At 59.8% G+C, this 13,490-nt stretch carries 13 protein-coding genes; 7 read left to right on the top strand and 6 right to left on the bottom strand.

All coding sequences use genetic code 11. The features are described 5' to 3' along the window. Positions 1–2: 2 nt before the first annotated feature. Positions 3–236: a putative hemolysin gene (locus tag ACR0IM_RS06805; protein ID WP_480681251.1), complete on the bottom strand. Its 234-nt coding sequence runs from the start codon at positions 234–236 to the stop codon at positions 3–5. Between the two features lie 87 nt (positions 237–323). Between ACR0IM_RS06805 and ACR0IM_RS06800 the strand changes: the two genes are divergently transcribed. The 3 genes from ACR0IM_RS06800 (at position 324) to ACR0IM_RS06790 (ending at position 3,532) form a co-directional block, all read left to right on the top strand. Further along, positions 324–1,139: a TIGR00282 family metallophosphoesterase gene (locus ACR0IM_RS06800; RefSeq protein WP_480681250.1), complete on the top strand. Its 816-nt coding sequence runs from the start codon at positions 324–326 to the stop codon at positions 1,137–1,139. Positions 1,140–1,219: 80 nt separating this feature from the next. Beyond that, positions 1,220–2,998: an SLC13 family permease gene (locus ACR0IM_RS06795; RefSeq protein WP_480590045.1), complete on the top strand. Its 1,779-nt coding sequence runs from the start codon at positions 1,220–1,222 to the stop codon at positions 2,996–2,998. Between the two features lie 99 nt (positions 2,999–3,097). Further along, entirely contained in the window at positions 3,098–3,532 is a 435-nt protein-coding gene (locus ACR0IM_RS06790; protein WP_480590043.1) for an META domain-containing protein, read from the top strand. Positions 3,533–3,542: 10 nt separating this feature from the next. Here ACR0IM_RS06790 and ACR0IM_RS06785 read toward each other — a convergent pair whose 3' ends face one another. The 4 genes from ACR0IM_RS06785 to ACR0IM_RS06770 all read right to left on the bottom strand — a co-directional run bounded on the left by ACR0IM_RS06785 (position 3,543) and on the right by ACR0IM_RS06770 (position 8,669). Then, positions 3,543–5,204, bottom strand: a complete 1,662-nt coding sequence (locus ACR0IM_RS06785; RefSeq protein WP_480681249.1) for an FAD-binding dehydrogenase — start codon at positions 5,202–5,204, stop codon at positions 3,543–3,545. Positions 5,205–5,215: 11 nt separating this feature from the next. Continuing rightward, complete coding sequence (locus tag ACR0IM_RS06780; RefSeq protein ID WP_480590039.1) at positions 5,216–6,073, bottom strand: bile acid:sodium symporter family protein; 858 nt, start codon at positions 6,071–6,073, stop codon at positions 5,216–5,218. 72 nt (positions 6,074–6,145) lie between these two features. Beyond that, the gene (locus ACR0IM_RS06775; protein WP_480590038.1) at positions 6,146–6,880 is read right to left on the bottom strand and encodes a glutamine amidotransferase; all 735 of its coding nucleotides are present in this window, start codon (positions 6,878–6,880) and stop codon (positions 6,146–6,148) included. Positions 6,881–6,896: 16 nt separating this feature from the next. Then, a complete protein-coding gene (locus ACR0IM_RS06770) occupies positions 6,897–8,669 on the bottom strand; it encodes an SLC13 family permease (RefSeq protein ID WP_480590036.1) in 1,773 nt (590 codons plus the stop codon). A gap of 110 nt (positions 8,670–8,779) precedes the next feature. On the opposite strand from ACR0IM_RS06770, the gene ACR0IM_RS06765 reads away from it, so the two are divergent. Together ACR0IM_RS06765 and ACR0IM_RS06760 are read left to right on the top strand one after the other, a co-directional pair. Next, entirely contained in the window at positions 8,780–9,520 is a 741-nt protein-coding gene (locus tag ACR0IM_RS06765) for a YebC/PmpR family DNA-binding transcriptional regulator (protein ID WP_480681248.1), read from the top strand. 146 nt (positions 9,521–9,666) lie between these two features. Next, positions 9,667–10,932, top strand: coding sequence for a permease (locus tag ACR0IM_RS06760; RefSeq protein WP_480590032.1), 1,266 nt, complete (start codon positions 9,667–9,669; stop codon positions 10,930–10,932). A gap of 9 nt (positions 10,933–10,941) precedes the next feature. Here the strand turns inward: ACR0IM_RS06760 and ACR0IM_RS06755 are convergent, their stop codons facing one another. Then, positions 10,942–11,832, bottom strand: coding sequence for a LysR family transcriptional regulator ArgP (locus tag ACR0IM_RS06755; protein WP_480681247.1), 891 nt, complete (start codon positions 11,830–11,832; stop codon positions 10,942–10,944). 87 nt (positions 11,833–11,919) lie between these two features. On the opposite strand from ACR0IM_RS06755, the gene ACR0IM_RS06750 reads away from it, so the two are divergent. Continuing rightward, complete coding sequence (locus ACR0IM_RS06750) at positions 11,920–12,519, top strand: LysE/ArgO family amino acid transporter (protein ID WP_480681246.1); 600 nt, start codon at positions 11,920–11,922, stop codon at positions 12,517–12,519. Positions 12,520–12,559: 40 nt separating this feature from the next. Further along, the gene (locus ACR0IM_RS06745; RefSeq protein ID WP_480681245.1) at positions 12,560–13,468 is read left to right on the top strand and encodes a DMT family transporter; all 909 of its coding nucleotides are present in this window, start codon (positions 12,560–12,562) and stop codon (positions 13,466–13,468) included. The last annotated feature ends 22 nt before the right edge of the window (positions 13,469–13,490 follow it).

Raw genomic sequence — 13,490 nt, 5'->3', positions numbered from 1 at the left:
CCTCAGGTCGGGCTGTTTTCGCGGAAGAACTCCCAGGCGTCCACCTCGCGCCCGTCCGGCAGAATGCAAACGCCCGATTGCCCGTTATCGCCATCACGGATTTCATACTTCGAACCATTTTCCACGCAGAAGGTGGCAGCGGGGTTTGCCAGTTGCGGTGCGGTCTCAGGCGGCGTTACGGGTTGGCAGGCGGACAAAATCGCAAGACCGGCGGCGGTCAGTACAAATCGATGCATCAAATTCTCCGTTCGCAATCGCGTAGATGGATATCAGTGCAGCTTAACCGCTTGTGCTTGAGCATTACCACACTTAGGACAGGTTGAATGAGGATACTTTTTCTGGGTGACGTCATGGGCCGCGCGGGACGCACGGCCATTCAGCAACATCTGCCGCGTTTGCGCGACGAATGGCGGCTGGACTTCGTTGTTGTCAATGGCGAGAACGCCTCGAACGGGATGGGCCTGACCGGAGATCACGCCAAGCTGCTTCTGGACGCCGGTGCGGATTGTCTGACGCTGGGCGACCATGCCTTCGACCAGAAAGACATGCTGCAGTTCATCGAGAAAGAGGCGCGCATCGTGCGTCCGGTGAACTTCGCCAAAGGCGCGCCGGGGCGGGGACATCGCTTGTTCAACGCTCCTGGAGGCCGAAAGGTGCTGGTCGTGCAGGTCCTGGGGCAGGTGTTCATGAAACGGCCCTTCGATGATCCGTTCTCGGCCATTGAACCGATCCTCAAGTCCCATCCGCGCGGGGGGCAGGCGCAGGCGATCATCGTTGATATGCATTGCGAGGCGACGTCTGAAAAAATGGCGATGGGCCACTATTGCGACAAACGCGCCAGCCTTGTGGTGGGAACGCATACCCATGTGCCCACCGCAGATGCTCAGGTCTTGCCAGGTGGTACGGGCTATCTGACAGATGCGGGAATGTGCGGGGACTATGACTCGGTGATTGGCATGGACAAGGTCGAACCGATGCGCCGTTTTATCACCGGAATGCCGAAGGCGCGGTTCTCTCCGGCTAACGGCGAGGCAACGCTGAGCGGCGTATTCGTCGAGACCGATGACCGCGATGGACAGGCAAAATCTGTGCAGATGGTGCGCGTTGGCGGACGACTGCAGCAGGCCGTGCCGCAGTAAGGCTTGCTCTGCCGCGCGCAATGCGGGAAACTGCCCGACGGGCGCGCAAGCCAGGTCAAGGTTCGGACACAAAACCAAGAATGCAATTCCTTCAACTGACAGAAACGGGCAGCGCGATCGTGGCGCTAATGGTCGTTGCAGGCATGTTCGTCATGTTCCTGCGCGAGGTGTACCCGACCGAGGTTGTCGCCATCGGTGGCGTTGCCATCATGCTGGTGACTGGCATCCTGCCCTATCAGAGTGCGCTGGCCGTACTGTCCAACCCCGCGCCCTGGACCATTGCGGCGATGTTCATCATCATGGGCGCCATGGTGCGGACCGGGGCGTTGGATGCGTTTACCTCGACCGCGCAAAAGCAGGCGCAGGTGAATCCGCGCTTTGCCATCGGTCTGTTGATGGCGTTTGTCGTGTTGGCCTCGGCCGTGGTGTCGAATACGCCGGTGGTGGTGGTTATGATCCCGGTCTTTGTGCAGATCGCGCGCACGTTGAACGTTCCAGCCTCGAAACTGCTGATCCCGCTGAGCTACGCGGCGATTCTGGGCGGTACGCTGACTCTGATCGGGACCTCGACCAACCTGCTGGTGGATGGTGTGGCTCGGGCGCAGGGGATGAAAGCGTTCTCGATTCTCGAGGTCACGCCGCTGGGGATTGCGCTGGTGATCTATGGCATGTTCTACCTGCGTTTCATCGCGCCGCGCCTGTTGCCGGACCGCGACAGCATGGCCTCGCTGCTGTCCGACCGGTCCAAGATGAAATTCTTTACCGAGGCCGTCATACCCCCGGAAAGCAACCTGATCGGGCGCGAGGTGACGGGGGTTCAGTTGTTCAAACGCCCCGGCGTGCGCCTGATCGACGTGATCCGGGGCGACGAGTCGCTGCGACGAAACCTGAAAGGGGTTGAGCTGAAGGTCGGTGACCGTGTGGTTTTGCGTACCCAAATGACAGAACTGCTGAGCCTGCAAAGCAACAAGGAACTCAAGCGCGTCGATCAGGTTTCGGCGGTTGAGACCAAAACAGTTGAGGTGCTGATCACACCGGGTTGCCGAATGGTGGGTCGGACGCTTGGCGCGCTGCGTCTGCGTCGCCGGTACGGTGTCTATGTGTTGGCGGTGCATCGGCGGAACCAGAATATCGGGCGTCAACTGGATGATCTGGTCGTTCGCGTCGGCGATACGCTGCTACTGGAAGGGTCTCCGGCAGATATCCAAAAGCTGGCCTCTGACATGGATATGGTAGATGTCACCCAACCCTCGGCCCGTGCATTCCGGCGTAGCCATGCTCCGATTGCCATAGGCGCGCTGGTAGGGATCGTCGTGCTGGCCGCGCTAGGTGTGGCGCCGATCCTGCTGCTGTCGGTTCTGGCTGTGGCCGTGGTGCTGCTGACCCGCTGCATCGACGCGGATGAGGCGTTTTCCTTTGTCGAAGGCCGCTTGTTGGCGCTGATCTTTTCCATGTTGGCCATCGGCGCGGCACTGGACAAATCAGGAGCCGTTTCGCTGATCGTCGAGGCGATTGCTCCGGGCCTGAGCGTTCTGCCACCCTTCCTGATCATTTGGGCCGTCTACCTGCTGACCTCGGTGCTGACCGAACTGGTGTCGAACAATGCGGTGGCCGTGGTGGTGACGCCGATTGCAATCGGTCTGGCGCAGGCGGTCGGGATTGACCCGCGGCCGCTGGTGGTGGCGGTGATGGTGGCGGCCTCGGCCTCGTTCGCGACGCCGATCGGATATCAGACCAACATGATGGTTTACGGGCCCGGCGGCTACAGGTTTACTGATTTTCTCAAAGTCGGTGTGCCGTTAAACCTGACGGTCGGCTTGCTGGCGTCCTTACTGATCCCCTTTATCTGGCCCCTTTAAGGTCGGCGCGGAACCGCCGGTTTTTAGGGGCTTAGCTTGTAATCTCTGATCCCGCCCCAATGTTTCTCTTCAAAGCCCTTGAAGAGAAAGGACAGGATCATGCCTTTTCCAAAGATCGGTCAGGCCATCGTGGCCAGTGCAGTTGTATTGGGGTTGTTGGGCGGTCACAGCACGGCCCAAACCACAAACGAACCAGTGAGTCTTGAGAATACCAAATGGTCCGCCATCGGGTTGAATGGAGGTGTTCTGGATATGGAAAAACGCCCCGAGATCGCGTTTGAGTCCGGCGGAGCTTTTGGTGGCAGCGGAGGTTGCAACCGCTTTAAAGGGCAGGCAGAGATGTCGGGTGGGCAGATCGACTTTCCAGACAATATCGCGGCAACCCTGATGGCCTGCCCGCCCGAAATGGAACAGGTCGAGCGTCAGTTTTTAGACGCGCTGCAGAATGTTGTGTCCTACGCGGTCGCCGGAGACAGTTTGGTCATGCTGGACAGCGCCGGTGAGCCGGTGCTGAAATTCGTGAGAATGCAATAAAGCCGGGCGGTCAGGCCACTGCCCGCGACCGCCCCGCATTGCGGCCGGAGAAGATACAGCCGCCAAGGAACGAGCCTTCTAGCGCGTTGTAACCGTGATAGCCGCCGCCGCCGAACCCGGCGACCTCTCCGGCCGCGAACAGGCCGGGGACGACCTGACCATCCGCGCCGATCATCTGGCTGTCGAGATTGGTTTGCAGCCCGCCCAGCGTCTTGCGTGTCAGCACGTGCAGCTTCACCGCGATCAGCGGGCCATTGGCCGGATCAAGGAATTTGTGCGGCTTGGCGGTGCGGATCAGCTTATCCCCCCGATAATTGCGCGCGGCCAGAATGGCCGCCATCTGCGCGTCCTTGGTGAAGGGGTTGTCGACCTGACTATCCCGCGCCTCGATCTGGGCGCGCAGGTGAGATTCGTCGATCAGACCGCCGCCCAACTGGTTCATGCCACTGACCAGCTCGGTCAGGGTATTGGCGACGATGAAATCCTCGCCGTGTTCCTTGAAGGCCTCAACCGGTGCGGTGGCTTTTGAACCCGTCAGGACGCGCTGGAACAGCACCTCGCGCCAGCCGCCATCGGTCATGTCGGGGTTCTGTTCCGAGCCGGACAGGGCGAATTCCTTCTTGATCACCTTCTGGGTCAGAACAAACCAGCTGTATTCATGACCGGTTTTCAGGATTTCTCTCAACGTGCCCAGCGTGTCGAATCCCGGCATGCAGGGTGGTTTCAGCCGATTGCCTTGTGCGTCGAACCACATTGAGCTGGGGCCGGGCAGAATGCGGATACCATGCGAGGGCCAGATCGGGTTCCAGTTGCGCACACCTTCAGTGTAGTGCCACATCCGGTCACCGTTGATCACGTGGCCACCAGCCTTTTCGCTGATGCCGATCATACGACCATCGACATGAAAGGGCACACCCGCCACCATATCCTTGGGCGGCTGGCCCAGCCGGTCGCGGGGCCAGTTCTTGCGCACCATTTTGAAATTGCCACCGATCCCGCCCGAGGTGACGATGACCGAGGGCGCATAGACCTCGAACTCACCCACCTCATCGCGGTTTGTCTTTGCTCCGTGAGCGGCAGTGTCATCGGCCAGAATCTCGCCCGACACACCCTTGGCGCCGCCGTTCTGCATGATGATATGGCTGACCTGGTGGCGGAATTTCAGTTCAATAAGCCCGGCGCTGACATGGTCCTGCACACGGCGGATGAAGTGTTTCAGAACGCCCGGTCCGGTGCCCCATGTGATGTGAAACCGTGGCACCGAGTTGCCGTGACCATCCGCATAGGACCCGCCGCGTTCCGCCCAGCCTACGATGGGGAACCAGCGCAGACCCATCTCGTGCAACCAAGGACGCATTTCACCGGCTGCGAACTCAACATAAGCTTCGGCCCATTTGCGCGGCCAGGCGTCTTCGGCGCGGTCGAACTGCGCGCTGCCCATCCAGTCGCGGAGCGCCAGATCGTGACTGTCTTTGATGCCCATCCGCCGCTGTTCCGGGGTGTCGACCATGAACAACCCGCCAAGGCTCCAGAACGCCTGTCCGCCCAGAAAATGCTCGGGTTCCTGATCCAGCACGATCACCTTCTTGCCGCGATCCCCCAGTTCAGCCGCAGCGGCCAGCCCAGCCAGCCCGGCGCCCACAACGATAGCATCAGCAGTATTGTTGGTCATGTTTTGTCCTTTCAGCGGCTGCGAAGCCAGGCGATATACGGCAGGGCCACGACATACATCATGATACCGTAGACGGCCGAGGGCAGGGCCAGCGGGCTGAATCCGCTGTCGGTTCCCGTGATAAGCGCCGCCAGAGTGATCCCCAACGTCGAGTTCTGGATGCCAGTTTCGATTGAGACTGTCTTACTTTCATTCCACGACAGTTTCGCGGCACGCGCCAGCCCCAACCCGATTGCAAGCAGAGCGATGTTCAAAGTGACCAGCCCAGCACCCATGATCCCAAGGTTGTCGATGAACAACCGCCAGTTCCCGGCCAGCGCCGCGAGGACAATCAGGACAAAAAGGACAGTCGAAACTTTGGATAGCGGTGCGTCGATCCCTTCTGCGAACGTTGGCGCGAAATGGCGAATACTGACGCCGATGGCCACGGGCAGGGTGGTGATCAGGAACATGGCGATCGCCAGACCTGCGATCGAGACCTCGGGTGCGTCTTCCCCCATGAAGTGATTGATCGACCAGGCGGCCAAGACAGGTACGGTCACCATCGACAGCAGGCTGATCACGGCGGTCAGACTAACCGACAGCGCAACATCTCCCTTGGCCAATTTGGTCAGGATATTACTGGTCACACCGCCGGGGCAAAAGCTGAGCAGCATGAAGCCCACGGCAATCTCGGGCTGCAGGGCAAACAGCTTGACGGTGAAGAAAGCTGCAATCGGCAGCAGTACCACCTGACTCAGCGCGCCGATGGCGAAAGGGTAACCCCGAGTCAGAACTCGGCGAAAATCGGCAATATGCAGCCCGATACCCAGAGACAGCATGATAATGGCCAGCGACAGCGGCAGGCCGACATTGATAAGCAGATCCAAGAACAACTCCTCCCAAAGCCGTTCGGACCAGCCTATGCGAGGGGTGAAGTTTGAGGCAACCGCGCCGTTGGGTCACGCATAGCGCTGAGCAAAACGGCGCAGAATTTCGCCGGGCTGGGTAACGTCGGCCGCGTGGCAGATATCGATCAGGCGCTGCGCGTCGTCAGGCGGAAAATAGCCGTGGTGTTTGTAGATATTGATGCGTTCTTCGAAATCCTGCGCGTTGGCCTCGGGGTGGAACTGCGTGGCATAGACGTTCTGGCCCCAGCGGATCATCTGAAACGGGCAAGGGTCCGAGGCCACAAGGTGAACGCACCCGGCAGGCAGGGTCTGCACGGCCTCTTTGTGGCCAACGAAAGCGTCGAAGGTCTGGTCCAGCCCGGCGGTCAACGGGTCGCGGGCGCCGTCCTCGGTCAGGTGGCAGGTCGAGGGGCCGACGGGTTCTCCGAACTGGTCCTTGCTGACGTCTCCGTTCAGGTGTGCTGCCAGAATACCCAGGCCATAGCAACAGCCCATGAACGGGTGATCCTTTGCGGTGATCTGCGGCATCAGGCCCATGATGGCGGCTTCGATGCGGGCATCCATCGCAGACTTTCTAGCCGGATCGTCACTGACGCAACCGGGGCCGCCACCGACGATCACTCCGGCATAGGCGGTGACGTCTAGCCCTGCGGGCAGGTCCTCGCGATCCAGACGGATGCGGTGGGTCTGGTCCGGCAACAAGCCGGTCTTGTCCAGGATCGAGGCGTATTCGGCATCCGACGCCTCGGTCTCAGGGCGCAGTTGCAGGATCAGAAATCGTTTCATGCAGTGCCTTTACCCGTCAAAGCGGCCAAAAGACAAGAATAGCGGGGATGGAAACCGCGACGATGAGGATTTCCAGCGGCAGCCCCATGCGCCAATAGTCGCCAAAGCGATAGCCGCCGGGACCAAGCACCAGCGTATTGTTCTTGTGTCCGATGGGGGTGAGGAACGCGGCTGAGGCCGCCACAGCGACCGTCATCAGGAACGGATCCGGTGAGACCTCAAGCGTGCGCGCCATCTGAATGCCGACCGGGGCGGCGACGATGGCGGTGGCGGTGTTGTTCAGAACATCCGACAGGGTCATTGTGACGATCATCAGCACTGTCAGAATGGCCCAGGCGGGCAAGCCGTCGGTCAGTTGCACCAGCGCATTGGCGATCAGTTCGGTACCGCCCGAGGTTTCTAAAGCGCTGCCCAATGGTATCATTGAACCCAGCAGCACAACGACCGGCCATTCAATATGGTTATAGAGATCGGCGATTGGCATGATTTTGGTCAGGACATAGGCCACCACGACCAACCCCAATGCAATTGGCAGGTAGATCAGCCCGACGCTGGCTGCCAGAACGGCGGCGGCGAACAGACCGATGGCCAGCCACGCCTTGTCATTGGCGGTGACGTTCAGCCCGCGCTCGGCCAGTGGCAGGCAACCCAACCATTCGGTCACATCGGCGCTGCGGTCGCGCGGGCATAGAAGAAGAAGGATATCGCCGGCCTCAACCTCGGTCTTGCGGACCTGTTCGGTGATGCGACGGCCCTGGCGTGAGATACCCATCAGCACAGTGCTTTGACGCCATGCCAGACCCAGCCCCTGCGCAGTGCGCCCGGTAATACGGGCGCTTTCGGGGGCGACGACCTCAATCACCTCCAGCCCATCGCCCTCGGCGGTCAGCAATTCCTGACGGCGTGTGTCCGAAAAGTCGAGGTTTAGCGCGGCGCGGAATTCATCCAGTGCCTCGGGCCGGGCTTCCAACACCAGCGCGTCGCCCTGTTTAAGCGTCGCATGGGCGGATCGGCCATAACGCCGCTTGCCATCGCGGATCAGGCCGATGATGGCGACGTCGGATTTTTCGGCGGCCTCATAAAGCTCGCTGACCCGCTTGCCGATATGGGCCGACTCCGGCGGGATGGTCAGTTCGGCAATATACTCGGCCAGCGCCTCCGAAGTCTCCTTCTGCGGCCCGCGGTTCGGGATCAATCGCCATCCGATCAGCGACACAAAGGCCAGCCCGGCTATTGCCGCCAATCCACCGACGGGGGCGAAGTCGAACATCCTGAACGGCTCGCCCAGTGTTTCCTGCCGAATTGAAGCGATAATGATGTTCGGCGGCGTACCGATTAACGTCGCCATGCCGCCCAGAATGGTGGCAAAGCTAAGCGGCATCAGGGTCAAGCCCACTGACCGCCCAGCCTTGCGCGCGGTCTGGATATCGACTGGCATTAGCAGGGCCAATGCGGCCACATTGTTCATGAAGGCCGACAAGACTGCGCCAATCCCACCCATCAGCGCGATATGCGCACCGAGGCCCCGCGAGGCATCGACCAATGTGCGGGTGATCAGGAACACGGCGCCGGAACGGACCAACCCGGCCGAGACCACAAGGACCAAGGCTACGATTATGGTCGCTGGATGGCCAAACCCGGCAAAGGCGTTATCGACGGGTACCACCCCAAGTACGACACCAATCAACAGCGCGGAAAAGGCTACGAGATCATAACGGAAGCGCCCCCAAAGAAGCATTCCAAATACAGTTGCGAAAAGGGCAAAAAGAATAATCTGGTCTGTCGTCATGCCGCCACCATACCCACAAGGCGGTCTTGAACAAGCCGCTCTCTTGATCCTATGCCCTGCAAACGTCTATATGAGCGCCGAATACGCAATCACTATTACGAGGACGCAACATGGCAGGCCATTCCAAATGGGCCAACATCCAGCACCGCAAGGGGCGTCAGGACGCCGCGCGGTCCAAGCTGTTTTCCAAACTGTCGAAAGAGATCACCGTCGCTGCCAAAATGGGCGACCCCGATCCCGACAAGAACCCGCGCCTGCGTCTGGCTGTCAAAGAGGCCAAGTCGAATTCGGTCCCCAAGGACGTCATCGACCGCGCGATCAAAAAATCTGTTGCAGGTGAAGGCGACGAATACGAAGAAATCCGGTACGAGGGCTATGGCCCCAATGGCGTCGCTGTCATCGTCGAGACGATGACCGACAATCGCAACCGGACTGCCTCGACCGTGCGTTCGACCTTTTCCAAGAACGGTGGCAATCTGGGCGAGACCGGCTCGGTCGGATTCATGTTCGAACGCAAGGGTGAGGTAGTATACCCTGCATCCGTGGGTGATGCCGACACCGTGTTCGAAGCAGCCATCGATGCGGGTGCCGAAGACGTCGAAAGCTCGGAAGAAGGTCACATCATCTGGTGCGCCGATACCGACCTGAATGACGTTTCGAACGCGTTGGAAGCAGCGCTGGGCGAGACCGAGTCGACCAAGTTGGTTTGGAAACCTACCACCACGACCGAGTTGGGTCTGGACGACATGCAAAAGCTGATGAAGCTGGTCGATGCGTTGGAAGACGACGATGACGTGCAGCGCGTTACTACCAACTTCGAAGCCACGGACGAGGTCATGGCGCAGCTCTGACACGCGCCAGATAGCAGTCTTTGAAAACCCGGCCGTTGGCCGGGTTTTTCTTTTGCGACTCATGTGGTTCTTGGCCGGTGGCCCGTATCCCTATAGGCTTGCAGCCAGGCAGTTCTCTTCGCAGCGTAGATGACCCAAATGAGCGCATGACGGACACCGCACCCAAACGAAATATTCCGGTTCTGGCCGGGCAAAGTATCCTGTCTCAGGTTGCGTGGACACTAGGCAGCCCCTCCGTGGTTCTTCCGTTTCTGGCCGTTTCGCTGGAACTGCCAATGTTCATTGCCGGGGGACTGGTGTCGGTCCGAATGGTCGGCAGCATGATCTCGGACGTGTTCCTGGCGCAGCCAATTGCGGCGCGGGATCGGAAGAAACGCGGGATTGCCCTGACTGAAATTGCCATCGGTGCCTGCCTTGTCATGGCGGTGGTGGTCGCGTCGACCGGGGTGGTTCCAGCCATCGGAATGGCTTTCGTCGCGGCGTTTTTTCTGATTGGTCTGATCGAAGAGATTCAGTCGTTGATGTATACCGACCTGCTCGGCGACCACGTACATTCCAAGTCGCGGATGGTCTTGCACTACTTGCAGCTTGGCATTGGCGGGTTGGGGGCCATCGGATTGGTGTTGCTGGTGCATGAGATCACCAAGGAAAACCCGCCCTTTTCACGCCATTCTGCGGTGATTGCCGTTTCGGTCACGTTCTTCGTTCTGTCGGGCCTGTGCATTCTGGCAATGTCCGAGATCGACAAGGACGCACCAACTAACGCCGGCGCGCCGTCAGCGCGGAAACGGAAATTCTTTGAAAACTTCACCGATATTTTGGCCATGTTCGATCAAGCTTGGTTCCGCCACTACATGGTCATGCGCATACCATTGGTGGTGGTGTCCCTGTCGGTGCCGTTCTTTGCCCTGATCGCGGCCGAGGCGCATCACGCGTCAGCCAAAGGTTTGACAGCCATGATCATCTCATCCGCGTCAGGGTATCTGGTCTCAGCTCCGTTGTGGCAGTTGGTGAACATGAAGTCGCACCGGGCCGTGATGGTGGTGGGCAACCTGATGGTGGCCGTTACCGGAGGCGCATTGTTGGTGGTGCATTTTCTGGGGGTCGATCACGCGGTGCATCTTCATGCGGTGGCGTTGTTCATCGTGACGGTGGCCGTGACGGGCATCAGCGGGGCGAGAAAGCTGTACTTTTTGGACGTGGCCCCCAAGGACCAGCGCGTCAAAGGGGCCGCTGCGATCAAAAGCATCTGTCGGATCACGGCGGTCATCCTGTCGGCCGCATTGGCTGCCATCGCTCATATGCACGAAGTTGCTTGGGCCATTTTCTTCATTGTTCTCGTCAGCTTGTTTGCCGCTATTACCTGTTACCGGGTGGTTTTACCCAACGTGAAAATGTCTGAGCCGACCTGACACGCCCAGTCAGGGCTGAGTGGGCAGGAGTGTCTGCGTTGCAACCCGTCTGACTGCATCACTCAGCGGGGCCAGCGCAGCGGAAAGAATGCGGCCCACTTGCCATGTCAGAGGCACGTCAAGGGGCGCATTGTGTAGCAGGGGAACCAACCTTCCGTCATCTAGCGCCTGCTGTGCCAGCCCGATCGGGTTCATGCCCCAACCCATCCCGGCCATCGCTGCGCCCACGAAGCCCTGTGGTGAGGGCAGGAAATGCGAGGGCGGTTTAATCCTTTGGCCGGTCTGTTCGGTGATCCATGATTTCTGCAGGCTGTCCTTGCGGTTGAAGGTCAGGCAAGGTGCCCGGGCCAGCGTGCGCGCGTTCACCCCATCGGCGAACCACTTGCGCATATAACCTGGGCTTGCGGTTGCGATGTAACGCAGTGCCCCCAAATCAGAGGAATCGCAGCCTGCAACCAGTTGACTGCCCACCGTGATGGCGGCGCTGACCTCTCCGCGCCGCAACCATTCTGCGGAATGGTCCTGATCGTCGACCACCAGATCGAACAGTATTCCGTCAACCTGCGCCATTGCATCGATGAACCACGTCGCCAATACGTCAGCGGGAACCGCCACACGGACACGTGCAGGACCAGTCGCTTGATCCAAGGTCAGTTCCCGGGCCAGTTTTGCCTCAAGAAGCCCGATGTCCTCTGCATGTTGTGCGATACGCAACCCCGCCGGAGTGCCTGTGCACGGCGTGCCGCGATGGATCAGGGCGGCACCCACGCGATCCTCCAATGCCTTGATCCGTTGCGAAATGGCCGAGGGCGTCACGGCCAGCTCGGCAGCGGCTGCCTCAAAGCTGCCATGGCGCAGGATGGAAGACAGTGCCGAAAGGTGATTGGGATCGAGCAACATTAGCCAAACTTAACTGAGGTCAACATCTTTAATTTGATAGAGGGCGGCAATACCCGTAGTCAATACCTCGGAACCACAGGAGGTCACATGTCTACATCCCTGATCGCAGGCTTTGCTTTGGGCTTCAGCCTTATTCTAGCCATAGGTGCGCAGAACGCCTTTGTGCTGCGTCAGGGGTTGCGGCGCGAACATGTGTTGCCCCTGTGCCTGACCTGTGCGGTGTCGGACGCCATTCTGATCGCAGCAGGTGTCGCGGGGTTCGGCGCGCTGGCGGCGGCAGCGCCCTGGTTTGAAACGGTGATGCGATACGGCGGGGCAATTTTCCTGACGTGGTACGGCCTGCGCAGCCTGCAATCAGCATGGCGTGGGGGAGCGGTAATGGATGTGGCCGAGGGTCAGCGCGCCAGCCTGAGGACCGTCCTGCTGACGGTTCTGGCCTTCACCTGGCTGAACCCGCACGTCTATCTGGACACGGTCGTGCTGATCGGATCGATCTCGGCTCAGTATGATGATCGGCTGGCCTTTGCGCTGGGCGCAATGCTGTCCAGCTTCGTGTTCTTCTTTTCCCTCGGCTACGGGGCAGGCATCCTGTCCCCTGTCTTTGCCAAGCCGCGAGCCTGGCAGGTTCTGGACGCGGTGATCGGCGTGGTCATGCTGGGGATTGCTCTCAAACTCGTGGCTATGTGATGGGTTGCCCCGGTCGGGGTTTCGGTGTTCAACCGTTAACATGACAACTCATGCGCCTGCATATCGTCCCCTCGTGGGCATGTTCTGGATGTTTGCTGCCGGGGTGTCCTTTGTTGTCATGACCGCGCTGGTCAAGTCGCTGGGTTCGACGATGGACCCGATTCAGGCGGCGTTTCTTCGGTTCGTCTTTGGTCTGATCTTTCTGCTTCCAGCCCTGAAGCTTGTTCTGACAACGCACCTGACACGCCGACATTTGACCCTGTTCGGTGTGCGCGGGATCGTGCATGCCGTGGCTGTGATGCTGTGGTTTTTCTCGATGACGCAGATCCCCTTGGCCGAGGTCACGGCGATGAACTACATGACGCCCGTCTATGTGACTTTGGGCGCGGCGTTGTTTTTAGGAGAGAAACTGGCTTTTCGCCGGATAGCGGCGATCTGTGTTGCAGTTGTCGGCGTCCTCATCATCCTGCGTCCCGGATTCCGCGAAGTTTCGGCAGGTCACCTGGCCATGCTGGGCACGTCTCTGGCGCTCGGCGGCTCGTATCTGATTGCAAAGGCGCTTGTACGGGATATTCCACCTTCAGTTGTTGTCGCACATATGTCGATCTGGGTGACGATTGCCCTGATCCCGTTTGCGGTGGCCGTCTGGACACCGCCCAGCCTGCGCGACCTGGGCGTACTGTTTCTGGTCGCCAGCTTTGCCACGGCGGGCCACTATTTCATGACGATTGCGCTGAAAGCGGCACCGGTGGCGGTTACGCAGCCGGTAACCTTCCTGCAACTGATCTGGGCCACGTTGCTGGGTGCACTGGTCTTTCATGAAAGCATCGACATCTGGGTTGTCGCGGGCGGTTCGCTGATCCTGTCGGCCGTCAGCTTCATCGCCTGGCGCGAGGCGATTTTGAACCGCAGCTACCTGACCACCCCCAGTATTGCGCCCAAACTATAGCGACATTCAGCGCGTCAAAGTG

It is taken from the genome of Ruegeria sp. BF6 (assembly GCF_056538665.1).
This window is presented reverse-complemented; position numbering and strand designations above follow the sequence as displayed.

Excerpts from the sequence above, each read along its gene's own strand:
- ACR0IM_RS06805 (WP_480681251.1), bottom strand. The coding sequence starts at position 236 with ATGCATCGATTTGTACTGACCGCCGCCGGTCTTGCGATTTTGTCCGCC.
- ACR0IM_RS06800 (WP_480681250.1), top strand. The coding sequence starts at position 324 with ATGAGGATACTTTTTCTGGGTGACGTCATGGGCCGCGCGGGACGCACG.
- ACR0IM_RS06795 (WP_480590045.1), top strand. The coding sequence starts at position 1,220 with ATGCAATTCCTTCAACTGACAGAAACGGGCAGCGCGATCGTGGCGCTA.
- ACR0IM_RS06790 (WP_480590043.1), top strand. The coding sequence starts at position 3,098 with ATGCCTTTTCCAAAGATCGGTCAGGCCATCGTGGCCAGTGCAGTTGTA.
- ACR0IM_RS06785 (WP_480681249.1), bottom strand. The coding sequence starts at position 5,204 with ATGACCAACAATACTGCTGATGCTATCGTTGTGGGCGCCGGGCTGGCT.
- ACR0IM_RS06775 (WP_480590038.1), bottom strand. The coding sequence starts at position 6,880 with ATGAAACGATTTCTGATCCTGCAACTGCGCCCTGAGACCGAGGCGTCG.
- ACR0IM_RS06770 (WP_480590036.1), bottom strand. The coding sequence starts at position 8,669 with ATGACGACAGACCAGATTATTCTTTTTGCCCTTTTCGCAACTGTATTT.
- ACR0IM_RS06765 (WP_480681248.1), top strand. The coding sequence starts at position 8,780 with ATGGCAGGCCATTCCAAATGGGCCAACATCCAGCACCGCAAGGGGCGT.
- ACR0IM_RS06760 (WP_480590032.1), top strand. The coding sequence starts at position 9,667 with ATGACGGACACCGCACCCAAACGAAATATTCCGGTTCTGGCCGGGCAA.
- ACR0IM_RS06755 (WP_480681247.1), bottom strand. The coding sequence starts at position 11,832 with ATGTTGCTCGATCCCAATCACCTTTCGGCACTGTCTTCCATCCTGCGC.
- ACR0IM_RS06750 (WP_480681246.1), top strand. The coding sequence starts at position 11,920 with ATGTCTACATCCCTGATCGCAGGCTTTGCTTTGGGCTTCAGCCTTATT.
- ACR0IM_RS06745 (WP_480681245.1), top strand. The coding sequence starts at position 12,560 with ATGACAACTCATGCGCCTGCATATCGTCCCCTCGTGGGCATGTTCTGG.